This window comes from Agromyces salentinus (assembly GCF_009749395.1).
In the GTDB taxonomy this organism is placed as follows: Bacteria; Actinomycetota; Actinomycetes; order Actinomycetales; family Microbacteriaceae; genus Agromyces; species Agromyces salentinus.
The window spans coordinates 20,881-44,034 of sequence record NZ_WBIR01000005.1 but is presented as its reverse complement, the minus strand read 5'-3'; the positions used below and the strand labels follow the sequence as shown (position 1 = coordinate 44,034).

Genomic DNA, 23,154 nt, shown 5'->3' with positions numbered 1-23,154 from the left:
GCCGCTAGCCTCGCGAGAGGGTCAGCGGCACCGTGCTCGCGCCCGTCGAGAAGTGGATCACCGGCGTCTCGCCCGAGCAGTCGTAGGGCGCCGAGGTGATCGGCGACGCGAGGATCTGCTCGGTCACGGCCGTGCCGTCCATCGCCTCGCCGTCGACCGTGACGTCCATCGACAGCTCGTTCGTGTCGTTGCTCGTGCTGACCGTCGACCCGTCGACCGCGTACTGGCCCGATAGCGTGCCGCCGAGCGTCGCCTCCGCGGGAAGACCGGCGATGTCGACGCTCATCGAGAGGTCGGGCGTGTACGCGTAGGTGCCGTCCTCGGCGAACGACAGGCCCGAGCTGCCGCTCGGGTCGTAGACGATGGCGTACTCGGCGAGGTCGGCGTTCATCTGGTCGTAGTAGCGCTGCATCTGCTCGTCGGTGAGCACCCAGTCGCCCACGAGGCAGTTCGACGGCGACGCTGCGTCGTCGTCGGCGTCGGGGTCGGCGGTCGCGTCCGCGTCGGTCGCCGGTGCGCTCGCGTCGGCGCTCGGCCTCGGGCTCGAACTCGCCGCGTCGCTCGCGGACCCGCCCTCGGGCGAGGCGCTGCATCCCGCGAGGGTCAGCGCGGCGAGCGCCAGGATCGAGCCGGTCAGTGCGAGGCGAGCGCGAGGCTGCATGGAACCCTCCAGGTGGACGTAGGGCGGCGCCCCGACGGGCCGGGTCGCGCTGGACGATGCGAGCATTCTCGCATCCGCGACCCCGAATCAGATCGGTGCCCGCATCGGACCCGCTCCGGGAGGGCGCTCAGGCCTCGCCCGGCCCGGCGAGATCGGCACTCGCGCCCCGCTCCAGGACGGCATGGCAGCGCGCGAGGCGCTCGAGCCACCAGTCGACGCGATCCTCGGATGCCGCGAACCGGTCGAGCAGGTCGGGGTCGACCTCCACGCGACCGACGGGGATCGCCCCGTCGACGGGCAGGAGCGGCGCCGCCGTGACATCCGCTGCGAGCAGCGAGGCCGTGCCGAGCCCGCAGTCGAACTCGAGATCGGCGACGGATGCCGCGAGCGCAGCACCCATCGCGATGCCGACGCTCGTGTCGAGGGCGCTCGAGACCACGACGGGCAGGCCCGCCTCCTCGATGACGGCGAGGGCCCGGCGGATGCCGCCGAGCGGCTGCGCCTTGATCACGAGGAGGTCGGCCGCCTCCGCCTGGGCGACCGCGAGGGGATCCTCGGCCCGCCGCACGCTCTCGTCGGCGGCGATCGGGATGCCCATGTACGCCGTGCGGCGCCGGATCTCCGCGAGCTCCTCGATCGTGGCGCACGGCTGCTCCACGTACTCGAGGTCGAACTCCGCGAGGGCGTGGATGGCATGCTCGGCTTCGTCCACGTTCCAGCCGGCGTTCGCGTCGAGGCGGATGCGGCCCTCGGGGCCGAGCACGGCGCGCACGGCGCGCACGCGTGCGACATCCTGGGCCAGGTCCTGATCGCCCGCGGCGACCTTGACCTTCGCGGTGCGGCAGCCGGGGAAGCGGTCGAGCACGGCGGCGACGCTGTCGGGGTCGACCGCGGGCACGGTCGCGTTCACCGGGATCGAGGTGCGCAGGGCGGCCGGCGTCGGCGTCCAGCCGTAGTCGACGGCTGCGGCGAGCCACGCGGATGCCTCGTGGTCGTCGTACTCGACGAACGGCGAGAACTCCGTCCAGCCCTCCGGCCCCCGGAGCAGGAGCGCCTCGCGCACGTCGATGCCGCGGAACCGCGTCACCAGGGGGAGGGCGACGACGCGGGCCGTCGCGAGCAGGTCGTCGAGCGGGGGCAGCGTCATCATGTGCTCATCATGGCAAACGACGCCCGGCCACTGATTAGACTCGCGCGAGTGACCGGTCTGTCGAACGAAACCCGCTTCCCCCTCGACATCGAGGGCGTCGCGCGGCCGTCGCGTTCGCAGGCGCTGCTCGATGCCGTGAACGCCGGCGTGGTCATCGCCGACGGTGCCATGGGCACGATGCTCCAGCGGCACGAGCCGACCCTCGACGACTACCGCCAGCTCGAGGGCTGCAACGAGATCCTCAACGTCAGCCGTCCCGACATGATCGCCGACATCCACGACGAGTACCTCGCCGTCGGCATCGACGCCGTCGAGACGAACACGTTCGGCGCGAACTGGTCGAACCTGTCCGACTACGGCATCGACGACCGCATCCACGAGCTCGCCGAGGCGGGGGCGCGCATCGCGCGCGAGCGGGTCGAGGCGGCCGAGGCATCCGACGGCCGCCTGCGCTGGGTGCTCGGGTCGATGGGGCCGGGCACGAAGCTGCCGAGCCTGCTGCACACCACGTACGACCACCTCAAGCAGACGTTCGCGCTGCAGGCCGAGGGCCTCATCGACGGCGGTGCGGATGCGTTCCTCATCGAGACCTCGCAGGACCTGCTGCAGACCAAGGCCGCCGTCAACGGCTGCAAGCAGGCGATCGTCAGTCGCGGCATCCGCCTGCCGATCTTCGTCGAGGTCACGGTCGAGACCACCGGCACGATGCTCATGGGCAGCGAGATCGGCGCCGCGCTCACGGCGCTCGAACCGCTCGGCGTCGACGCGATCGGCCTCAACTGCGCCACCGGCCCGACCGAGATGAGCGAACACCTCCGCCACCTCTCGAAGCACTCGCGGGTACCCGTCGCGTGCATGCCGAACGCCGGGCTGCCCGTGCTCGGGGCGGACGGCGCGCACTACCCCCTCTCGCCCGTCGAGCTCGCGACCGCGCACGAGCAGTTCGTGCGCGAGTTCGGACTCGGCCTCATCGGCGGATGCTGCGGCACGACGCCCGAGCACATGTCGGCCGTCGTCGAGCGCCTGCGTCCGCTGCGCGCGTCGCTCGCCGCGCCATCTCAGGCCGGCGCGGCGGCGGGCGCCGCGGGTGTGCGGCATCCGCAGCCCGAGGCCGGCGTCGCGAGCCTCTACCAGCACGTGTCGTTCGACCAGGACGCCTCGTACCTCGCGATCGGCGAGCGCACCAACGCCAATGGATCCAAGGCCTTCCGCGAGGCCATGCTCGACGGCAACTGGGACGAGTGCGTCGAGATCGCGCGCAACCAGATCCGCGTCGGCGCGCACCTGCTCGACGTGTGCGTCGACTACGTCGGGCGCGACGGCGTCGCCGACATCCGCGAGGTGGTCTCGCGCTTCGCGAGCGCCTCGACCCTGCCGCTCGTGATCGACTCGACGGAGCCGGCGGTCATCGCGGCCGGGCTCGAGCTCATCGGCGGCCGCCCCGTCGTGAACTCGGTCAACTACGAGGACGGCGACGGCCCGACGAGCCGGTTCGGGCGCATCATGCCGCTCGTGAAGGAACACGGCACGGCGGTCATCGCCCTCACGATCGACGAGGAAGGACAGGCTCGCACGGCCGAGCACAAGCTGCGCATCGCCTCGCGCCTGGTCGACGCCCTCGTCGCCGACTGGGGCATGCGGGTCGAGGACCTCATCGTCGACTGCCTGACCTTCCCGATCGCCACGGGCCAGGAGGAGACCAGGCGCGACGCGATCGAGACGATCGAGGCGATCCGTCGCCTGAACGAGAAGTACCCCGGGATCCACACGACGCTCGGCGTCTCGAACGTCTCGTTCGGGCTCAACCCGGCGGCGCGCAGCGTGCTCAACTCGGTGTTCCTGCACGAGGCCGTCGAGGCGGGCCTCGACTCCGGCATCATCGACGCGGCGAAGATCGTGCCGCTCGCCTCGCTCTCGGAGGAGCAGCGCAAGGTCGCGCTCGACCTCGTGTGGGACCGTCGCGAGTACGACGCCGAGGGCAACACCACGTACGACCCGCTCGCGAGCATGCTCGACCTCTTCGCGGGCGTCGACACCGCGGCACTCCGCGACCAGCGCGCAGCCGAGCTCGAGGCGCTCCCGGTCGGCGAACGACTCGAGCGGCGCATCATCGACGGGGCGTCGAAGGGGCTCGAGGCCGACCTCGACCTCGCCCGCGCGGGCGGGCTCACGGCGCTCCAGATCATCAACGACCACCTCCTCGAGGGCATGAAGGTCGTCGGCGAGCGCTTCGGGTCCGGTGAGATGCAGCTGCCGTTCGTGCTCCAGTCGGCCGAGGTGATGAAGAGCGCCGTCGCGCTGCTCGAGCCGCACATGGAGAAGTCCTCGTCGGGCGGCAAGGGCAAGATGGTCATCGCCACGGTGCGCGGCGACGTGCACGACATCGGCAAGAACCTCGTCGACATCATCCTGTCCAACAACGGGTACGAGGTGATCAACCTCGGCATCAAGCAGCCGATCGCCGACATCATCGCGGCGGCCGAGGAGCACGACGCCGACGTCATCGGCATGTCGGGCCTGCTCGTGAAGTCCACCGTCGTGATGAAGGAGAACCTGCAGGAGCTGCAGGCGCGTGGACTCGCGAAGAAGTGGCCGATCATCCTGGGCGGGGCGGCGCTCACGCGCGCCTATGTCGAGGACGACCTGGCGAGCCTCTTCGACGGCGAGGTGCGCTACGCCAGGGACGCGTTCGAGGGGCTCACCCTCATGGAGCCGCTCGTCAAGGTCGCACGCGGCGAGGACCCCGCCACGGTCGGGCTCCCGCCGTTGAAGAAGCGCATCCACAGCGCGGGCTCGAAGCTCACCCTGACCGAGCCCGAGGAGATGCCCGGACGCTCCGACGTGGCATCCGACAACCCGATCCCGGCGCCGCCGTTCTGGGGCACGCGCATCGTCAAGGGCATCGCGCTCGCCGACTACGCGGCGTTCCTCGACGAGCGGGCGACGTTCATGGGGCAGTGGGGGCTGAAGCCCGGCCGGGGCGATGACGGACTCTCGTACGAGCAGCTGGTCGAGGCCGAGGGACGGCCGCGCCTGCGCTACTGGCTCGATCGCATCCTGGCCGAGCAGATGCTCGACGCCTCCGTCGCGTACGGCTACTTCCCGGTCGTGAGCGAGGGCGACGACCTCATCGTCCTGCACCACGGTGACGACCCGTCGGGCGTGCTCGGGCGGGCCGGGCTGCTCGCACCCGACGGCGGCTCGGGCGGCGTGGTCGGCGAGGAGCGCCTGCGCTTCCACTTCCCGCGTCAGCGTCGCGACCGGCACCTCTGCCTCGCGGACTTCGTCGCCTCGAGGGAGTCCGGGCGGGTCGACGTGCTGCCCGTGCAGCTCGTGACCGCCGGAGCCCACATCGACCAGGTCACGGCGAAGCTCTTCGCCGCCGACAGGTACCGCGACTACTACGAGCTCAACGGGCTCGTCATGCAGCTCACCGAGTCGCTCGCCGAGTACTGGCACGCGCGCATCCGCGCCGAGCTCGGCTTCGCGGCCGAGGACCCGACCGACACGGCTGGGCTCTTCAAGCTCGAGTACCGCGGCGCGCGCTTCTCACTCGGCTACCCGGCCTGTCCCGACATGGAGGACCGCCGCAAGGTGGTCGAGCTCCTCCGCCCCGAGCGCATGGGCGTCGAGCTCAGCGAGGAGCTGCAGCTGCACCCCGAGCAGTCGACCGACGCGTTCGTGTTCCATCACCCCGAGGCGAAGTACTTCTCGGTCTGACGTCGGGTTCGGATGCCGCCGCCGGCGCCGCCGTTCGGTGCGCCGTTGTCCGTCCCTCCCGCCGGCACGGGCTTCGCGCGCCGGAACGCGGCGAGCACGGCGGTGCCCACCGTGAGCACCCCGATCACCGTGGTGATCGCACGGAGGGTGTCCCACGTGAGCGAGGACGTCACGAGGGAGTACAGCAGGAAGCTCGCGAGGTTCTGCCCGATCGGCGCGCCGGGCTCGTAGGAGATGCCCGACCCGGTCCCGATCGCGAAGGGCCAGAACCAGAGGTTCATGATGAGGCCGAAGGCGTACGACGCGAGCACGCCGTAGACGCTGAGCATCGCGGCCTCGCCCCAGCGCGGCACCCGTCGTGAGCGGCGGGGGAGGAGTCCGGCGCCAGCGCCGACCCACGCGCAGGCGAACATCTGGAACGGCGTCCACGGGCCGAACGTGCCCGTCACGATGGTCGAGAGCGCGATCGTGAGCAGGCCGAGCAGCAGCCCGAAGCGGGCGCCGAACGCACGCCCCGCGAGGATCAGGAGGATGAAGACCGCCTCCACCCCGCCGACACCCGTGCCGACGATGCGCACGGCCGCGCCGATCGCGGCCAGCGTGCCGAGCAGGGCGAGGGTGTGCGCGCTCCGCACGGTGCCGTCGAGCGCGGCGAGCACCAGGAGTGCGGCCAGCGGGGCCAGGGCGAGCGCCGCCACGGGTGCGGCGGCCGTGGCCTGCGCGGGCAGGGCCGGGGCCGTGAGCGGCCAGGTGAAGGCCGCGAGGGCGGCGAGGTTGGCGACGACCAGGGCGAGCAGGCCGAGGCGGATGCCGCGGGCGGATCGGGCGGGCTGCGTGGAACGCTTCGGCGGGCCCGCTGCGTCCCCATCGGCGGTGGGGGGCTGCACGGGAGCCGATTGCGGCCTCGACGACGCCGCCGGGGCCGGTGCTGGCGCCGGTACGTGCAGGTCGCGTCCTTCGGCACCGAACGCGGCCGTGGCCGTCGGGTCGGTGGCCGTGCTCGCCGGCGCGAACGGCTCGCCCAGGACGCCGGCGCGCATCGGCAGGACCCGGTCGGCGAGGGCCGCCACGAAGCCGGCGTCGTGCGTCGCGACGAGCACCGCCGCACCCCGTTCGGCCGTCCGGGCGATGGCCGAGGCGACGAGCGCCCAGGCGGCCGGGTCGAGGCCCCTGGTCGGCTCGTCCACGAGGAGCACGCGCGGCTCCCGTGCCGACTGGATCGCGATCGCGAGGCACCGACGCTCGCCGAGCGAGAGGTCCCGCGGATGCCGCAGCAGCCGTTCCCCGAACGCGGGCGACGCCGGGTCGAGGGAGAGGAACTCGGCCAACCGCGCCGCGGTGGCCCCGTGGGCGACCCGGGCCCGGCGGTCGGTGCGGGCGCATTCGGCCGCCACGCTCGTGCACGTGAACAGGTCGTCGGAGGCATCGGGCACGAGGGCGACGCCGTCGTCGCCGCGCGTGGCGAGCGCGACCAGGAGGCTGGACTTGCCGGCGCCGTTCGGGCCGGTGAGCGCCACGACCTCCCCGGCGTGCACCGTGAGGCTCGCGCCGTCGACGGCGATCGTGTCGCCGTGGCGGACGGTCACGTCGACGGCCAGGAGGGCCGGTTCGTCGCGCTTCGTCGAGGCGCGCGGGCGAGTCGGAGCCGCTGCGGCATCCGCGATGAGTTCCTCCGGGCCCGGGCCCGCGCCGGCGCCGGAGCCCGAGCCCGCGCCCGAGGCCGTAGTGACCGCTCCCGCGTCCGCGCCGACGTCGGCCGGCCGCGCGACCCCGCCGACGAGGTCGAGGCGGGCGTCGGCGACGCCGGCGAACTCGGCGCGGCGGTGCTCGGCCACGATCACGCAGATGCCGGCGTCGTGCGCGAGCGCGTCGAGCAGGTCCACGATGCGGGCCCTGAACGCGGTGTCGAGGTCGGCGAGCGGCTCGTCGACGAGGAGCACGATCGGGTGCTCGGCGATCGCCGCGGCGATCGCGACGAGCGTCGCCTCGCCCGCCGAGAGCCCCTGGAGCTCGCGACCGAGCAGCGCCTCGATGCCGATGCGGCGCGCGATCTCCTCGACGCGCGCGCGCACGATGGTCGCATCGACCCCCCGGAGTTCCAGCGTGAGCCCGATCTCGTCGCGCACGCGCTCGGTCGCGAAGCCCTCGCGCGGGTCCTGGAGTACGACGCCGACGAGCCGCGCCGTGTCGCGCGGCGGCGTGCCCACGCGATCGTGCCCGACCACGGACAGCCGGCCCGAGAGGGTGCCCCCGTCGAGATGCGTGTGCAGCCCCGCGAGCGCGCGGAGCAGCGTGGACTTGCCGCTGCCGGTGGCGCCCGTCAGGAGGGTGAGCGTTCCCGGACCGAGGTCCAGCGCGTCCACCAGCACCACGGATGCCGCGTCGCCGCGATGCCCGAGCGCGAGGTCGCGGAGCTCGACGGGCCGCTCGCACGCCCCGTCGACCGGGTGCCCGGCGAGGCCGCGCAGCTCGAAGGCGGCGGCGACGGCGGTCGCGCGTTCGAGGGTGCGCTCGAGCACGGGGGCCAGCAGGCGCGGGCCGCCGCGTTCACCTCGCAGGCGCTGCGCGAAGCGCACGCGGCGCACGGCGTCGGCGAGGGCCGGGAGCCCGGCCCACGCGACGGCGAGGGTGCGGGCGACGCCGCGCAGCGGGCCGCGACGTGCCCCGCGTGCGAGGATCCGCGGCACGTCGAGCACTGCGTTGAGCAGGCCGAACGCGAGGATCGTGAGCGCGATGGGCAGCGCGCTGACCGCGGCATCCCACAGGCCGCCCGCGGTCGCCGGCCCCAGCAGCACGACGTGCGCGAACGGCGGCGGGAGCGGGAACTCGGGCAAGGGCAGCACGACCGGCCCCGCGGCATCCGCCCCGTTGAAGAGGACGCGGTAGAGGACCCGCACCACGACGAAGCCCGCGGCGACCAGTGCCGCGGCGCGAAGTGGTGCGGGTCGGATGCTCATCGGCCGGGGGCGCGGGTCACGCGGTCGGGGCGGCGGGCTCGCCGTTCACCGTGAAGAGCAGCGCGAGGCGCTCGCCGGGCTCGAGCTCGAGGGTCGCGAGGCCCTCCTCGGCGTAGCCCCACTCGCCGCCGGCGGGCTGCGTCCACAGCGACCAGTAGGCGAACGCCGCGGGCATCGAGGCGCAGGTCTCGAAGTACTCGGAACCGTCCTCGGCGGTGAGGGCGAAGTCCTCGGCGGGCACGCCGTTGACCCGGCAGACGACCTGGTCGCCGTACTCCTCGGTGCCCTCGGTGGTCAGGCCCGCCTCGGCGAGCGCGTCCGTCGCGGCGATCGGGCCGTCGGCCTCGACGCAGGTGGCGCCCGCGGGGGACTCGGGAAGGTCGAGGTCGGGGAGCTCGACGACGACCTCGACTCCGGCGCAGGGGCCGGAGTCGGCTTCCGCCTCGGCCGACGGCGAGGCGGAGGCCTGCTCGGTCGGCGCCGGGTCGGAGCTCGTACAGGCGGTCAGGGTCAGCAGGAGGGCGGCGGCGGCAGTGGCGGCGAAGGTCCGCAGAGTCGTGGTCACCGTCCAAGGGTAGGCGTCCGCCTCTCACGCGGCCTCGCATGTGTCGCCGCGGGTACGGGGGAGCGGGCCGTAGTCTGGAACGGTGAGCGTTTCCGAAGTGTTCGATGCGAGCGAGTGGGTCGACGCGGCATCCGCCGTCGCAGGCACTGCGGGGCTCACCGACATCACCTACCACCACTCGACCGACGGCCGCATCGCGCGCATCGCGTTCGACCGGCCCGAGGTGCGCAACGCCTTCCGGCCGCACACCGTCGACGAGCTCTACCGCGCCCTCGAGGACGCGCGCACGAACCCGCGCATCGGCGTGGTTCTGCTGACCGGCAACGGGCCGAGCGCGAAGGACGGCGGCTGGGCGTTCTGCTCGGGCGGCGACCAGCGCATCCGCGGCCGGGACGGCTACCAGTACTCGGCCGACGAGGCCGAGGTCGTGCGCGATCCGGCGGCCTCGGCGAGCACGGGGCGCCTGCACATCCTCGAGGTGCAGCGGCTCATCCGCTTCATGCCCAAGGTCGTCATCGCGGTCGTGCCCGGCTGGGCGGCCGGCGGCGGGCACTCGCTGCACGTGGTCTGCGACCTCACGATCGCCTCGCGCGAGCACGGCCGGTTCAAGCAGACCGACGCCGACGTCGGCAGCTTCGACGCCGGCTACGGGTCGGCGTACTTCGCCAGGCAGATCGGGCAGAAGTTCGCCCGCGAGGTGTTCTTCCTGGCCGAGGAGTACTCGGCCGAGCGCGCCTACGAGATGGGCGCGGTCAACCGCGTCGTGCCGCACGCGGAGCTCGAGCGCGAGGCGATCGCGATGGCCCGCACGATCCTCACGAAGTCGCCGACCGCGGTCCGCATGCTGAAGTTCGCCTTCAACGCGGTCGACGACGGCATGGTCGGCCAGCAGGTGTTCGCGGGGGAGGCGACGCGACTGGCCTACGGCACCGACGAGGCCGTCGAGGGCCGCGACGCGTTCCTCGAGAAGCGCGACCCCGACTGGGGCCCGTACCCCTGGCACTACTGATGCCGGTTACGCGAAACCGGCTCGGCCGGTTGCCGACCTCGCGATGAAACCGCTCATCCGGGTTTCAGCAACGGATGCCGCGGCGCTGCGCCCGGCGCTCGCCGACGCGCTGGCCGGAGGGCCCGCGGTCTGGCCCGTGCCCGACGGCGAACCGGCGACGGCCGAGGCGGCCGTCGCGCGCGAGGTCGAGGACGACATCGCGCTCGTCGTCGAGACGAGCGGATCGACGGATGCCCCGAAGCGCGTGCTGCTCGCCGCCGATGCGCTCGAGGCGAGCGCCGACGCCACGCACGACGCGCTCGGCAGCACCGGCCAATGGCTGCTCGCCCTGCCCGGCCACTACATCGCGGGGGCGCAGGTGCTCGTGCGCGGCATCCTCGCAGGCACCGAGACGGTCGTGCTGTCGCCCGGTTCGTTCGACCCGGCCGCATTCGCCGCGGCATCCGCCCGGCTCGATGCGCGGGTGCCGAGGTACACCTCGCTCGTGCCCGCCCAGCTCGCCCGCCTGCTCGACGCCGCCGAGCGCGATGCCTTCGTGGGAGCGGCGGCACGCTCGTTCGACGCGATCCTCGTCGGCGGGCAGGCGCTCGCGCCAGCGCTCGCCGCGCGCGCCGCCGACGCGGGGCTCGCGATCGTGCGCACCTACGGCTCGAGCGAGACGGCCGGCGGATGCGTCTACGACGGCCGCCCCCTCGACGGCGTCGCCGTGCGCATCGTCGACCCGTCGCCCGAGACCGGCCGCGGGGAGGTGCAGCTCGCCGGGCCGATGCTCGCGAGCGGGTACCTCGACGACCCCGCGCGCACGGCCGCCGCCTTCACGACCGACGCGCGCGGACGGCGCTGGTACCGCACCGGCGACCTGGGCGACCTCTCGCCCGATGGCGTCCTGCGCATCACGGGCCGGGCCGACGACGTCATCATCTCGGGCGGCGTCAAGGTCTCCCTCGGCGAGGTCGAGCGCGCGGTGCGCGCGGTCGCCGGGTTCGCGGAGGCGGTCGTGCTGCCCGTCGCCGACGCCGAGTGGGGCGAACGCGCGGTCGTCGTCGTCGAGCGAACGGATGCCGCGGCATCCGTCATCCGCGACGACCTCGCCGCCGCGACGGACGGCGCGGGACTTCCGCCCGCCGGGCGCCCGGTGCGCCTGGTCGTCATCGAGCGGATGCCGCACCTCGCGTCGGGCAAGCCCGACCGTCGCGCCCTCGCCGCGCTGCTCGCGAACGAGGGCCGACCGGCCGAACGCGGAGCGGGGTCATAGGCGGTGCGAACTACCATGTTCCTGTGGCACGCCCGAGACCCCAGCGCATGAACCCGGCCGACCCCAAGCGACGTCCGACCCCGGTCGGGCGATCCGGCAACCCGGCGAAGGCGGCCGCGGCCGCGAAGTCCGGACCGCAGCAAGCCGCGCGCACCCGCGTCACCGCCGCCGACTGGATCTCCGGTGCGCGCCTGCGCACGCTCCCGCTCGCGATCGCCCCCGTGGCGCTCGGCACGGGCGCCGGCGTCGTCGCGATCGCCGACGGCCCGTGGCATCCGACCCGCTTCGCACTGGCGCTCATCGTCGCGCTCGCCCTGCAGATCGGCGTGAACTACGCCAACGACTACTCCGACGGCATCCGCGGCACGGACGACCACCGGGTGGGCCCGGCCCGCCTCACCGCCTCCGGGCTCGTGAAGCCCCGCACGGTGCTCGTCGTGGCCCTCGCCTTCTTCGCCGTCGCCGCGCTCGCGGGCCTCGCGCTCACGATCATCACGCAGCAGTGGTGGCTCCTCGCGGTGGGCGCCGTCGCGATCGTCGCGGCCTGGTTCTACACGGGCGGCCGGCACCCGTACGGGTATTACGGCCTCGGCGAGGTCTTCGTGTTCGTGTTCTTCGGGCTCGTGGCCACGGCGGGATCGGCATTCGTGCAGGCGCTCACCGTGAACCTCGAGGCGTGGCTCGGCGGCATCGGGGTCGGCCTGCTGGCCTGTGCGGTGCTCATGGCCAACAACCTCCGCGACGTCGTGCAGGATCGCGCCGCGGGCAAGCGCACGCTCGCGGTGCTCGTCGGGCCGCTGGTCGGCCGCATCCTCTTCGTCGCGTTCGCGCTGGCGCCGTTCGCGCTCGTCGGCGTGATCGCGCTCTTCTACCCGACCGCGGTGCTCGTCTTCTTCGCGCTGCTCCTCGCGCTGCCCGCTTGCGTGATCGTGCTCACGGCGAAGACGCCGCGCGAGCTCATCCTCGCCCTGCAGCTCACGAGCTTCACGGCGCTGGCCTACGGCATCGGCCTGGGGCTCGCGATCGCACTCTGACGGGCGGATGCCACGAGCCGGCTCGGGGCGGATGCGCGGATGCGCGGATGCGCGGCCGTCGTGCGCGCGGTGGCGGGGGTCAGTCGCGTGCGGCGTCGTCCGCGACGGTCGACGTGCCCTTGGCCGCACCGTTCGTGCGCGCGGTGCCCGCCTCGACGGCGGCGTCCTCGTCGGCGTCGTCCTCGTGCACCACGGGCGTCTCGCGGTGGCGGGCCTCGTAGAGGTCGGTGGCCATGGACTCGCGGGGGCGGCGGAGGAAGATCAGCGACGCGCTGAGGCCGAACACGGCGGCGACCAGCGCCGCGACCCAGCCGGGGACGCCGGCGATGAGCAGTACGGCGAGCGGGACCGCGAACATCAGGATGCGCAACGCGGTGAACCAGATCCAGACGGGCACGGATTTCACCATGCAAGTGTAGGTCGGACAGCCTGTGGGCTCTCTCAGCCGGAATACGGCCGACGCGCCTAGACTGGGCGAATGGTACGGGTGTGGTTCGTCATCGGCATCGCGGCCGTGATCTTCTGGATCTACGCGATCGCCGATTGCGCGTTCTTCGATCGATCTCGCATCCGCGGAGTGAGCCGCGGCTGGTGGGTGGCGATCGTCGTGCTGCTGCCGGTCATCGGCGGCATCCTCTGGTTCCTCATCGGCCGTGGTCGCGCGTACCGCGCGGGCGGCAAGGGGCCGATCGCACCCGACGACGACGTCGAGTTCCTCCGGGGCCTTCGCAACGACGCCGAGCAGGACGAGCGCATCCGCCGCCTCGAGCAGGAGCTGGCCGACCTCGACTCCGCCGCGCCCGAGCCCGAAGAGGGCGATGTGCCGCATCCCGACTCGAAGCGCCACGACGGCCCCGACGCCACCGGCGAGGCTGGAGCATCCGGCCGGCCGAATGGCTGACCCGGGCCGACTCCCGTCCGAGTCGCTCGAGGGGCGCAGCCCTGCGTCCGAGGCGGCACTCGCGCTCCTCAGCGGGTTCGTGCGCGCCGGCGTCCGTGACGTCATCGTCGCCCCCGGGTCCCGCTCGCAGGCGCTCGCGCTCGCAGCCGCCGAGCTCGAGCGGGTCGGCGCGATCCGCCTGCACGTGCGCATCGACGAGCGCGGTGCCGCCTTCCTCGCGCTCGGCCTCGCGGCCGAGTCCGGGCGACCAGCGGTCGTCGTCGTCACCTCCGGCACGGCCGTCGCCAACCTCCATCCCGCGGTGCTCGAGGCCCACCACTCCGGTGTCCCGCTCATCGTGTGCGCGGCCGATCGGCCCGCGACGATGCGGGGCATCCGCGCGAACCAGACGACCCTGCAGCCCGGCATCTTCGCCGGCGCGGTGCGCATGGAACGCGACGTGCCGGCGCCCGTCGGCGACCCGGCCGAGACGGATGCCGCGGCGCGACTCGCCCGCACGGCCGTCGCCGTGTCGCTGGGGCGCGACGACCGCGGCGAGGCCGCCGCGCATCCAGGCCCCGGACCGGTGCACCTGAACCTGCAGTTCACGGAGCCCCTCTCCGCCGCGGTCGTGCTCGAGGAGGCGCCCGTCGTCGACGGGGCCGATCCGGTCGTGGCGGCGATGCTCGGCACGAGCACTGCGACGACCGAAGCGCCGCACGGCGCCGTCATCGCGCGTGGGCCGCGCACCGTCGTCGTCGCCGGGGCCGGAGCGGGCCCGGGCGCCGAGCAGTTCGCGCGCGACGGCGGCTGGCCGCTCATCGCCGAGGTCACGAGCGGCGCGCACTTCGGGCCCAACCTCGTCGTCGCGTACCGCGAGCTGCTCCGCGATCCCGACTTCGGCGGCCGGGTCGAGCGGGTCGTCGTCTTCGGGCATCCGACCCTGTCCCGCGAGGTGCCCGAACTCGTCCAGCGCTCCGGCGTCGAGGCCATCGTCGTCGCCCCGTGGGGCATCGAGTGGTTCAACCCGGGACGGCGGGTGCGTCGCTTCGAGCGCGCGGTCCGCGCCGAGCCGCAGCCGCCGACGTCCGAGTCCCGGGAGTGGCTCGGACGATGGGTGCACGCGAGCCGATCGCTCGTCGATGCCGGGCTGCCGCAGGCCGTCGGACTGCAGAGCGGGGTCGACGAGACCGGGCACGTCTCCGACTACGCCGCCCAGCGCGAGTACATGCGCGCGCAGCTGGCCGCCGTGCGCGCGCCGATCACCCGTCGCATGCTCGTCGACGCGGTGTGGGCGGCGACCTGGCCCCACGACCGACTGGTGTTCGGCGCGTCGCGGCTCATCCGCGACGCCGACCGCGCCGTGCCAGGTCGGCGCATCACCGTGCATGCCAATCGCGGCCTCGCCGGCATCGACGGGACCGTGGCGACCGCGCTCGGCGTGGCCGTCGCGAGCGGCGCCGTGACCCGCGCCGTCATCGGCGACCTCACCCTGCTGCACGACGTCGGATCGCTCCTGCTCGGTGCGGGAGAGACGCGCCCGCGCCTGCAGCTCGTCGTCGGCAATGACGGCGGCGGCACGATCTTCGACGCCCTCGAGGTCGCCGGCTCTGCCGCGGAGACGGCGTTCGACCGGGTGCAGTACACGCCGCAGTCGGTCGACCTGCAGGCCCTGGCGACCGCCTACGGCTGGGCGTACACGCGGGCCACGACCCGCGGCGAGCTCAGCGACGCGCTGGGTGCGCCCGTCGACGGGCCGACCCTGCTCGAGGTGCCGCTGCCGCGCTGAACCGCGTCTGCATACACGACCCATCCGGTGGGCGGCGAGCCCTTGCCGCGGCATCCGCTCGCTCGACAGGATGGAACCCTGCGCGACGCCGCGTCGCGCGAGGGGAGCCCCATGAAGCACGCGTCGCACTGGACCGCCGATCCGATCGAGCTGCTGCGGGTGGGTGAGCAGTTCCGGCTCTCCGACATCGATCCGGCGTCCACGCCGGGCTTCGACGGCGACAAGAAGGCCGGCGAGCTCGCGCTGGCCGAGGGCGCCGACCGGCTCGCCGACCTGCAGGAGCAGCTGTTCGCCGGCAGTCGCATGGGCGGCGACCAGCGGCGCATCCTGCTCGTGCTGCAGGCCATGGACACGGCGGGCAAGGGCGGCATCGTCAAGCACGTCATGGGCTCGGTCGATCCGCAGGGCGTGCAGCTCGCGGCGTTCAAGAAGCCGACCGAGGCGGAGCTCTCGCACGACTTCCTCTGGCGCATCCACAAGGAGGTGCCGGGGCCCGGCATGATCGGCGTCTTCGACCGGTCCCACTACGAGGACGTGCTCATCGCCAGGGTTCGCGAACTCGCCCCGCCCGCCGAGATCGAGCGCCGCTACGACGCGATCAACGACTTCGAGCGCGCCCAGGTCGCGAGCAACACGACGATCGTCAAGGTCATGCTGCACATCTCGGGCGAGGAGCAGCGCGAGCGCCTGCAGAAACGTCTCGAGCGGGCCGACAAGCACTGGAAGTTCAACCCCGGCGACATCGACGAGCGTCTACTGCGGCCGAAGTACCAGGAGGCGTACCAGCGCGTCTTCGAACGCACGACGACGCCGGATGCCCCGTGGTTCGTGATCCCCGCGGACCACAAGTGGTACGCGCGGCTCGCGGTGCAGCACCTGCTGCTCGACGTGCTCGAGCGCATGGAGCTCGACTGGCCCAAGGCCGACTACGACGTCGAGGAGCAGCGGAAGCGGCTCGCGAAGAGTTGAGTGCGCCGACGCGGCGCGGGCTCAGCCGCCGAACGCCTCGACGATCGGCCGGAACTTCATGACGGTCTCGGCGAGCTCGTCGGCCGGCACCGAGTCGTGCACGATGCCGCAGCCCGCGTAGGCCCGCACCGTGCCGTCGGGCTCGACCTGCGCGCAGCGCAGCGCGATCGCCCATTCGCCGTCGCCGTGGCCGTCGACCCAGCCCACCGGGCCCGCGTAGCGTCCGCGATCGAACCCCTCGAGCTCGGCGAGCACGGGGAGCGCGACCCGGCGCGGGGTCCCGGCGACCGCGGCCGTCGGGTGCACGGCGCGCACGAGGTCGAGGGCCGTCGACCCGTCGCCGAGGGTGCCCTTGAGGTCGGTCGCGAGGTGCCAGAGGTTCGGCAGCTGGAGGGTGAACGGCTCGGGGCTCGCATCGAGGCGTGCGGTGTGCGGCTCGAGGCGCTTCACCGCGCTCGCGACGGCGAGGGCGTGCTCGGCTCGATCCTTCGCGGACTCGGTCAGCGCGGTCGCTCGCTCGCGGTCGGATGCCTCGCCCGCGCCGCGCGCGGAGGTGCCCGCGAGGACTCGGGCGGACACGGTGCCGTGGTCGACGCGCACCAGGGTCTCGGGGCTCGCGCCGATGAGGCCGTCGACGGCGAAGACCCACGTGTCGGGATAGTCCTCGGCGAGTCGCCCGATGGTCGCTCGGAGCCCGTCCTCCTCGTGGAGTTCGCCGACGAGCTCGCGTGCGAGCACGACCTTGGCGAGCTCGCCGCCGTCGATGCGCCGCACGGCCTCCGCGACGGCCTCCTCGTACTGCCCGGGCGTCACGGCTCCGGGCTCGAAGGTCACCCGGGGGATGCGTCGGCGGGGCGCGGGCTCGGGGATCGCGAGCAGGTCGGATGCCGCGGCATCCGCCGCATCCGAGGCGTCGGGGTCCGCGAGTGCGATGCGGGTGACCCAGGCGCGACCGTCGCGGCGACCGAGCACGAGCTCGGGCACCACGAGCACGCTCGTCGACGCCGACTCGTCGGCGAAGGCGAACGCGCCGAACGCGACGAGGCCGGTGCCGGGGAGCCCGACCCGGTCGTCGACGTCGGCATCGGACGACAGCTCGGTCCAGATGGCCGCCGCGTCCTCGACGCGGTCGGCGCCGGACGTCTCGATGCGCAGCGTCTCGCCGAGCCCGACGATTCCCTCGCCGCGTCGCATCCAGAGCAGCGGATGCCGCGGGTCGGCGCGCGGGATCAGCGGCGCGAGCTCGTCGACCGGTTCGGTCCGCACCACGAGGCGCGGGCTGGGGCGCGCGGTGGCGGCATCCGTCTCAGTCACCGGTTCAGCCTACGTCTCGCGCCTGCGCGTGCGGTCAGGCCGCGACGACCTCGACGCCGTGCCAGAACGCGACGTGCCCGGCGATCTCGGATGCGGCATCCGACGGGGTGGGGTAGGTCCACGCCGCGTTCGGGTTGCGGGACCCGTCGACCTCGACGTGGAAGTAGCTCGCGGTGCCCTTCCAGTGAGACGCTGCGGTTGTCGCTCGGTGCGAAGTGCGAGTCGACGATCGACTCGCGCGGGAAGTAGTGGTTGCCCTCGACGATGACGGTGTCGTCGGACTCGGCGATGACCGTGCCGTTCCAGATGGCCTTCATGCGTGCTCTCCTTCGTGGGCGGCCAGGTGCCGGCCCACACGACCCAACGCGATGCCCCACCGCGGCATTCCACGCCCGTGGCCATGCCCAGGCAACGCTCGGGCAGGCGCCCCGACCGCATGCTTCCCAGCGCATACGCGGCATCGGCGTCCTAGAATCGGAGGATGACGCGAGCAGACCTCGGCAAGGATCCCAGCCAGGTGTCGGCGATGTTCGACCGGGTCGCCGCCCGCTACGACCGCACCAACACCGTGCTCTCGATGGGCAACGCGCCGCTGTGGCGGGTGGCCACGACGCGGGCCGTCGCCCCGAAGCCGGGGGAGCGCATCCTCGACGTCGCGGCGGGCACCGGCACCTCGAGCGCCAGCCTCGCGGCATCCGGCGCCTCGGTCGTCGCGGCCGACTTCTCACCCGGCATGATCGAGGTCGGCCGACGTCGTCAGGCCCACGTGCCGAACATCGTCTTCGTCGAGGCCGACGCCACGGCGCTGCCGTTCGGCGACGACGAGTTCGACGCCGTCACGATCTCGTTCGGCCTGCGCAACGTCAACCAGCCCGAGCGGGCACTCGCCGAGTTCCTGCGCGTCACCCGGCCCGGCGGGCGCCTCGTGGTCTGCGAGTTCTCCGAGCCGCCGGCACCGATCATCCGCACGGGCTACCACGCCTACCAGCGCTACGTGATGCCGACGCTCGTGCGCCTCTCGAGCTCGAACGACGACGCCTACGAGTACCTCAACGAGTCGATCGACGCGTGGCCCGACCAGGCGACGCTCGCCGCGAAGATCCGCGAGGTCGGCTACACGGATGTCGCGTGGCGCAACCTCACCGGCGGCATCGTCGCCCTGCACCGGGGGCGAAAGCCCCTCGACTGAGCCGGCGGGCGCGCCGCCATGGACCCCGTGTCGATCGGCGGGGCGCGCCGACGCCCGTCCGGCGAGTGGCTCGCAGGTTCGCCCCGATAGACTCGAAGACGTGAATCCGAGCCATCCGGTCGCCCGTCGCGGCTCAGCGCTCGCTGCGAACCTCGGTCTGAGCGAGCGCCTCTTCGCGTCATCCGCCGACAAGGCCATGGCGAAGGCCATCGACGACGGCATCGAGCGCGTCGAGGCCGGCCTCATCCGAGAGGTCACCTTCGCCGACACCGTCGCCGACGCCTCGACGCGGTACCTGCTCCAGGCGGGCGGCAAGCGCGTGCGGCCCATGCTGACGCTGCTCACGGCGCAGCTCGGCGCGGGCATCACCGACGACGTCGTGACCGCGGCCGAGGCCATCGAGATCACGCACCTCGGGTCCCTCTACCACGACGACGTCATGGACGAATCGGAGCGTCGGCGCGGCGTGCCGAGCGCGCAGACGGTGTGGGGCAACTCGGTCGCGATCCTCACCGGCGACCTGCTGTTCGCCCGGGCCAGCCAGCTCATGGCCACGCTCGGCGAGCGCGCCATCCGCATGCAGGCGGGCACGTTCGAGCGCCTCGTGCTCGGCCAGTTGCACGAGACCGTCGGGCCCGTCGAGGGCGACGACCCGATCGAGCACTACATCCAGGTGCTCGCCGACAAGACGGGTTCGCTCATCGCCGCCGCCGCCCAGTCGGGCCTCATCTTCTCCGGAGCCGACCCCGCGTACGAGGCGCCGGTCGTCGAGTTCGGCGAGAAGATCGGCATCGCCTTCCAGCTCATCGACGACGTGATCGACCTGTCGCCCCAGCCCGAGACGACCGGCAAGGTGCCTGGCACCGACCTGCGGGCGGGCGTCGTGACCCTGCCCGTGCTGCGACTGCAGCAGCTCGCGAAGACCGATCCGGCGTCCGCCGACCTGCTGCTCCGCATCGAGCGCGACGTCATGTCGCTCGCCGATGCCGGCGATCCGCATGACACCAACACGCTCGCCTCGCGCATCGTGCCCTCGAACGAGACGGTCGACGCCATCGTCGCCGAGCTCCGCGAGCACGAGGCCACCACCGCGACGCACGACGAGGCGCGCCGCTGGGCGAGCGAGGCCGTCGCCGCACTCGACCCGCTGCCCGACGGCACCGTGAAGAAGGCGCTGACCCGGTTCGCCGAGTCGGTCGTCGATCGCGCGAGCTGACGGCGGCTCGCGGCATCCGGAGCATTCCCGAACCCAACGATGGAGGACCGACGGTGACCAGGAACAAGTTGCGGCTCGCGATCGTCGGAGCCGGCCCCGCCGGCATCTACGCCGCCGACATCCTGCTGAAGTCCGAGCGCAACTTCGACGTGTCGATCGACCTGTTCGACCAGCTCCCGGCACCGTACGGGCTCGTGCGCTACGGCGTCGCGCCCGACCACCCGCGCATCAAGGGCATCATCACGGCGCTCCGCGAGGTGCTCGACCGGGGCGACATCCGCATCTTCGGCAACGTGCGGTTCGGCGAGGACATCACGCTCGACGACCTCAAGCACCACTACAACGCCGTCATCTTCGCCACGGGCGCGGTGCGCGACGCCTCGCTCAACCTGCCGGGCATCGAGCTCGAGGGCTCCTACGGCGCGGCCGAGTTCGTGAGCTGGTTCGACGGGCACCCCGACGTGCCGCGCACCTGGCCGCTCGAGGCGAAGTCGGTCGCGGTCATCGGCAACGGCAACGTGGCGCTCGACGTGTCGCGCATCCTCGCCAAGCACGTCGAAGACCTGATGGTGACCGAGATCCCCGCGAACGTCGCGGCCGGACTCGCCGAGTCGCCCGTGACCGACGTGCACGTCTTCGGGCGCCGCGGACCGACCTCCGTGAAGTTCACGCCGCTCGAGCTGCGCGAGCTCGGCGAGCTGCGCGACGTCGACATGATCGTCTCCGACGAGGACTTCGACTACGACGATGCGGCGCGCGCCGCGGTCGCCGGCAACAAGCAGGTCTTCGTCATCGACAAGGTGCTCCAGCAGTGGCGTGCGCGCGAGGTCGGGCAGGCCTCGCGGCGGCTGCACCTGCACTTCTTCGCCAAGCCGCTCGAGATCGTCGACGACGGCACCGGGCGGGTGGGCGCCATCCGCTACGAGCGCACCGCGCCCGACGGCGAGGGCGGCGTGGTCGGCACGGGCGAGATCCGCGAGATCGAGGTCCAGGCCGTCTACCGCGCCGTGGGCTACTTCGGGTCGCCGCTGCCCGGCATCCCGTTCGACAAGCGCTTCGGCGTGATCCCGAACCACGAGGGCCAGGTGCTCACGCGCGACAAGGCGACCGGCGAGGCCCGCCAGATGTACGGCGTCTACGCCACGGGCTGGATCAAGCGCGGCCCGGTCGGCCTCATCGGCCACACGAAGTCCGACGCGATGGAGACGATCAAGCACGTCATCAACGACCTCGGCAACTGGTGGACCCCCGAGTCGCCCTCCGAGGAATCGGTGGTCGAGATGCTCGAATCCCGCGGCATCGCCTACACCGACCTCGACGGTTGGCACCGCCTCGACCAGCACGAGCTCGCGCTCGGCGAGGCCGAGGGGCGCGTGCGCGTCAAGGTCGTGCCCCGCGACGACATGGTGCAGATCTCGCGCGGCGAGGTGTAGCCGGTCGTTCGACGATGCGGATGTCGCGGGCGCGGCATCCGCTCCCGGGGCACACGCTCGTGCCGGCGGGGAGCCCTGTCAAGGCCCTTCAGTCGACCGGGGGCCCGCATCTAGCGTGGCCGGATGAGCGAATCATCCGAGGGCCAGGAGTCCGAGAGCCGCGAATCCGAAGGCCGCGAATCCGAGGGCCGGCAGCAGACCGTCGCCGACGTCATCGTCGCGCGCATGCGCGAGTGGGGCGTCGACCGGGTCTTCGGCTACAGCGGTGACGGCATCAACGGCGTCATGGACGCCCTGCGGCGGGCGGACGATGCACCGGCGTTCGTGCAGGCGCGTCACGAGGAGAACGCCGCCTTCATGGCCGTCGCCCATGCCAAGTACACCGGCCGAGTCGGCGTCGTCACGGCGACCCAGGGGCCCGGCGGGATCCACCTGTTGAACGGCCTGTACGACGCGAAGCTCGACGGCGCGCCCGTCGTCGCCCTGGTCGGCCAGCAGATGCGCTCGGTGCTCGGCTCGGAGTACCAGCAGGAGGTCAACCTCGAGCGGCTCTTCGCCGACGTCGCGGCGCAGTACGCCACCACGGTCGTCGCGCCCGAGCAGGTGCCCTCGGCGATCGACCAGGCCTTCCGCACGGCCCTCGCGACGCGCACGCCGACGGTCGTCATCGTGCCGCACGACGTGCAGACCGCGCCCGCGGCGGCGCCGAGCGGCGAGCACGGACACGTCTCCACGGCGGCGGAGTATCGGCCGCCGCGCGTCCTTCCGGCGGCCGAGGACGTCGACGCCGCGGCATCCGTGCTGGGGGCCGGTTCGAGGCCCGTGCTGCTGATGGGCCAGGGCGCGCGCGGCTGCGCCGACGAGGTCGTCGCCTTCGCCGAGCACCTCGGCGCGGCGGTCGTCACGAGCCTGCTCGGCAAGCCGTACGTCGACGAGTCGCTGCCGTTCGCGGCGGGCACGATGGGGCATCTCGGCACGACCGCCAGCGCGCGGGTCATGGACGAGTGCGACACGCTGCTCATCGTCGGGTCGAGCGACCCGTGGACGGAGTTCTACCCGAAGCCCGGGCAGGCCAGGGCCGTGCAGGTCGATCTCGACGGCCGCGCCGTCGGGCGCCGCTATCCGATCGAGGTCGGGCTGGTCGGCGACGCGGGCGAGACGCTGCGGATGCTGCGCGAGCGGATGCCCCGCGCCGACCTCGCCCCGTGGCGCGAGCGCGTGCGGGAGGTCGTCGCCGACTGGCACCGCATCAGCGACGCCCGGGCCGACACCGCGGCCGACCCGGTGAACCCGGAGTTCGCCGTGCGCGCGCTGAACGCGCATCTTCCCGAGGATGCGCTCGTCGCCCTCGACGTCGGCAGCGTCGTCTACTGGTACGCGAGGCAGCTGCGGGTCCCGGCGGGCGTCGACGTGCACTTCTCGAGCACGCTCGCGAGCATGGGCTGCGGCATCCCGTACGGACTGGCCGCCAAGCTGCACGCGCCCGACCGGCCCGTCGTCGTGCTCGCGGGCGACGGCGGGATGCAGATGGCCGGCATCGCGGAGCTCGTGACGGTCGCCGACCGCTGGCGCTCGTGGGCCGACCCGCGCTTCGTCGTGCTCGTGCTCGACAACGGCGACCTCGCCGAGGTGAGCTGGGAGCAGCGCGAGGTCGAGGGCGCACCGCGCTTCGAGACCAGCCAGGCGCTGCCCGGGTTCCCGTTCGCGCGCTACGCCGAACTGCTCGGCCTGTCGGGTGTCATCGTGGACACGCCCGACGACGTCGACGAGGCGTGGACCCGGGCGCTCGCCGCCGATCGGCCGACCGTCATCCAGTTGATCAGCGACCGCGACGTGCCGATGCTGCCACCGTTCCCGCAGGGCGAGCAGGCGCTGGAGCAGATGCGCTCGGCGCTCGAGGCCGAGGGATCCGCGCACGCGCAGGGGCTGCTCGAGGCGTACGCGCGGCTCGAGGAGGGCTGACCGGACCCTGCCCCGCCCTTCGCCGACACCGGCCGGTTCGGCCTGTGCAGT

18 protein-coding genes are annotated in these 23,154 nt (G+C 73.0%); 11 read left to right on the top strand and 7 right to left on the bottom strand.

The window, feature by feature from the left end; all coding sequences use genetic code 11:
• Nucleotides 1-4: 4 nt before the first annotated feature.
• Together GQQ95_RS06050 and GQQ95_RS06045 are read right to left on the bottom strand one after the other, a co-directional pair.
• Nucleotides 5-661 carry a hypothetical protein gene (locus tag GQQ95_RS06050; RefSeq protein ID WP_157426768.1) on the bottom strand — a complete coding sequence of 219 codons (657 nt, stop codon included), beginning with the start codon at nt 659-661 and terminating at the stop codon, nt 5-7.
• Nucleotides 662-788: 127 nt separating this feature from the next.
• Nucleotides 789-1,808, bottom strand: coding sequence for an o-succinylbenzoate synthase (locus GQQ95_RS06045; protein WP_157426972.1), 1,020 nt, complete (start codon nt 1,806-1,808; stop codon nt 789-791).
• 51 nt (nt 1,809-1,859) lie between these two features.
• On the opposite strand from GQQ95_RS06045, the gene metH reads away from it, so the two are divergent.
• On the top strand, nt 1,860-5,531 hold the full coding sequence (gene metH / locus GQQ95_RS06040) for a methionine synthase (RefSeq protein ID WP_246205206.1): 3,672 nt from the start codon (nt 1,860-1,862) through the stop codon (nt 5,529-5,531).
• Here metH and GQQ95_RS06035 read toward each other — a convergent pair.
• Both GQQ95_RS06035 and GQQ95_RS06030 read right to left on the bottom strand, forming a co-directional pair.
• Nucleotides 5,501-8,488, bottom strand: coding sequence for an ATP-binding cassette domain-containing protein (locus GQQ95_RS06035; protein ID WP_157426766.1), 2,988 nt, complete (start codon nt 8,486-8,488; stop codon nt 5,501-5,503). The two genes, metH and GQQ95_RS06035, sit on opposite strands and share 31 nt — an antisense overlap.
• 16 nt (nt 8,489-8,504) lie before the next feature.
• Nucleotides 8,505-9,053 carry a hypothetical protein gene (locus GQQ95_RS06030; protein WP_157426765.1) on the bottom strand — a complete coding sequence of 183 codons (549 nt, stop codon included), beginning with the start codon at nt 9,051-9,053 and terminating at the stop codon, nt 8,505-8,507.
• Nucleotides 9,054-9,135: 82 nt separating this feature from the next.
• Between GQQ95_RS06030 and GQQ95_RS06025 the strand changes: the two genes are divergently transcribed.
• Genes GQQ95_RS06025 through GQQ95_RS06015 form a run of 3 tightly spaced genes read left to right on the top strand, consistent with a single transcriptional unit; the run spans nt 9,136 to nt 12,351 of the window.
• Nucleotides 9,136-10,062, top strand: a complete 927-nt coding sequence (locus tag GQQ95_RS06025; RefSeq protein WP_157426764.1) for a 1,4-dihydroxy-2-naphthoyl-CoA synthase — start codon at nt 9,136-9,138, stop codon at nt 10,060-10,062.
• 43 nt (nt 10,063-10,105) lie between these two features.
• Entirely contained in the window at nt 10,106-11,317 is a 1,212-nt protein-coding gene (locus GQQ95_RS06020; protein ID WP_157426763.1) for an AMP-binding protein, read from the top strand.
• Nucleotides 11,318-11,364: 47 nt separating this feature from the next.
• Nucleotides 11,365-12,351 (top strand): 1,4-dihydroxy-2-naphthoate polyprenyltransferase, encoded by a 987-nt coding sequence (locus GQQ95_RS06015; RefSeq protein WP_157426971.1) that lies wholly within the window; start codon nt 11,365-11,367, stop codon nt 12,349-12,351.
• A gap of 79 nt (nt 12,352-12,430) precedes the next feature.
• On the opposite strand, the gene GQQ95_RS06010 is transcribed toward GQQ95_RS06015, so the two are convergent.
• Nucleotides 12,431-12,757 (bottom strand): DUF4229 domain-containing protein, encoded by a 327-nt coding sequence (locus GQQ95_RS06010; protein WP_170296986.1) that lies wholly within the window; start codon nt 12,755-12,757, stop codon nt 12,431-12,433.
• 72 nt (nt 12,758-12,829) lie between these two features.
• Between GQQ95_RS06010 and GQQ95_RS06005 the strand changes: the two genes are divergently transcribed.
• From GQQ95_RS06005 to GQQ95_RS05995, 3 genes are all read left to right on the top strand, one after another.
• Nucleotides 12,830-13,252 (top strand): PLD nuclease N-terminal domain-containing protein, encoded by a 423-nt coding sequence (locus GQQ95_RS06005; protein WP_157426761.1) that lies wholly within the window; start codon nt 12,830-12,832, stop codon nt 13,250-13,252.
• Nucleotides 13,245-15,020, top strand: coding sequence for a 2-succinyl-5-enolpyruvyl-6-hydroxy-3-cyclohexene-1-carboxylic-acid synthase (menD, locus tag GQQ95_RS06000; protein ID WP_157426760.1), 1,776 nt, complete (start codon nt 13,245-13,247; stop codon nt 15,018-15,020). The genes GQQ95_RS06005 and menD overlap by 8 nt, the downstream gene beginning before the upstream one ends.
• Before the next feature lie 111 nt (nt 15,021-15,131).
• Nucleotides 15,132-15,989 (top strand): PPK2 family polyphosphate kinase, encoded by an 858-nt coding sequence (locus GQQ95_RS05995; RefSeq protein WP_157426759.1) that lies wholly within the window; start codon nt 15,132-15,134, stop codon nt 15,987-15,989.
• A gap of 21 nt (nt 15,990-16,010) precedes the next feature.
• On the opposite strand, the gene GQQ95_RS05990 is transcribed toward GQQ95_RS05995, so the two are convergent.
• Both GQQ95_RS05990 and GQQ95_RS05985 read right to left on the bottom strand, forming a co-directional pair.
• Nucleotides 16,011-17,303: an isochorismate synthase gene (locus GQQ95_RS05990; RefSeq protein WP_246205205.1), complete on the bottom strand. Its 1,293-nt coding sequence runs from the start codon at nt 17,301-17,303 to the stop codon at nt 16,011-16,013.
• On the bottom strand, nt 17,300-17,620 hold the full coding sequence (locus GQQ95_RS05985) for a DUF427 domain-containing protein (RefSeq protein ID WP_425482557.1): 321 nt from the start codon (nt 17,618-17,620) through the stop codon (nt 17,300-17,302). The genes GQQ95_RS05990 and GQQ95_RS05985 overlap by 4 nt, the downstream gene beginning before the upstream one ends.
• A 164-nt stretch (nt 17,621-17,784) precedes the next feature.
• On the opposite strand from GQQ95_RS05985, the gene GQQ95_RS05980 reads away from it, so the two are divergent.
• The 4 genes from GQQ95_RS05980 to GQQ95_RS05965 all read left to right on the top strand — a co-directional run bounded on the left by GQQ95_RS05980 (nt 17,785) and on the right by GQQ95_RS05965 (nt 23,103).
• Nucleotides 17,785-18,492 (top strand): demethylmenaquinone methyltransferase, encoded by a 708-nt coding sequence (locus GQQ95_RS05980; protein WP_157426758.1) that lies wholly within the window; start codon nt 17,785-17,787, stop codon nt 18,490-18,492.
• 100 nt (nt 18,493-18,592) lie between these two features.
• A complete protein-coding gene (locus GQQ95_RS05975) occupies nt 18,593-19,708 on the top strand; it encodes a polyprenyl synthetase family protein (protein WP_246205204.1) in 1,116 nt (371 codons plus the stop codon).
• Between the two features lie 53 nt (nt 19,709-19,761).
• Nucleotides 19,762-21,141 (top strand): FAD-dependent oxidoreductase, encoded by a 1,380-nt coding sequence (locus GQQ95_RS05970; protein ID WP_157426756.1) that lies wholly within the window; start codon nt 19,762-19,764, stop codon nt 21,139-21,141.
• Nucleotides 21,142-21,264: 123 nt separating this feature from the next.
• The gene (locus GQQ95_RS05965) at nt 21,265-23,103 is read left to right on the top strand and encodes a thiamine pyrophosphate-requiring protein (protein WP_157426755.1); all 1,839 of its coding nucleotides are present in this window, start codon (nt 21,265-21,267) and stop codon (nt 23,101-23,103) included.
• The last annotated feature ends 51 nt before the right edge of the window (nt 23,104-23,154 follow it).

Excerpts from the sequence above, each read along its gene's own strand:
- GQQ95_RS05985 (WP_425482557.1), bottom strand. The coding sequence starts at position 17,620 with ATGAAGGCCATCTGGAACGGCACGGTCATCGCCGAGTCCGACGACACC.
- GQQ95_RS06015 (WP_157426971.1), top strand. The coding sequence starts at position 11,365 with ATGAACCCGGCCGACCCCAAGCGACGTCCGACCCCGGTCGGGCGATCC.
- GQQ95_RS05980 (WP_157426758.1), top strand. The coding sequence starts at position 17,785 with ATGACGCGAGCAGACCTCGGCAAGGATCCCAGCCAGGTGTCGGCGATG.
- GQQ95_RS06045 (WP_157426972.1), bottom strand. The coding sequence starts at position 1,808 with ATGACGCTGCCCCCGCTCGACGACCTGCTCGCGACGGCCCGCGTCGTC.
- menD (WP_157426760.1), top strand. The coding sequence starts at position 13,245 with ATGGCTGACCCGGGCCGACTCCCGTCCGAGTCGCTCGAGGGGCGCAGC.
- GQQ95_RS06050 (WP_157426768.1), bottom strand. The coding sequence starts at position 661 with ATGCAGCCTCGCGCTCGCCTCGCACTGACCGGCTCGATCCTGGCGCTC.
- GQQ95_RS06005 (WP_157426761.1), top strand. The coding sequence starts at position 12,830 with ATGGTACGGGTGTGGTTCGTCATCGGCATCGCGGCCGTGATCTTCTGG.
- GQQ95_RS06020 (WP_157426763.1), top strand. The coding sequence starts at position 10,106 with ATGAAACCGCTCATCCGGGTTTCAGCAACGGATGCCGCGGCGCTGCGC.
- GQQ95_RS05995 (WP_157426759.1), top strand. The coding sequence starts at position 15,132 with ATGAAGCACGCGTCGCACTGGACCGCCGATCCGATCGAGCTGCTGCGG.
- GQQ95_RS05965 (WP_157426755.1), top strand. The coding sequence starts at position 21,265 with ATGAGCGAATCATCCGAGGGCCAGGAGTCCGAGAGCCGCGAATCCGAA.
- GQQ95_RS06035 (WP_157426766.1), bottom strand. The coding sequence starts at position 8,488 with ATGAGCATCCGACCCGCACCACTTCGCGCCGCGGCACTGGTCGCCGCG.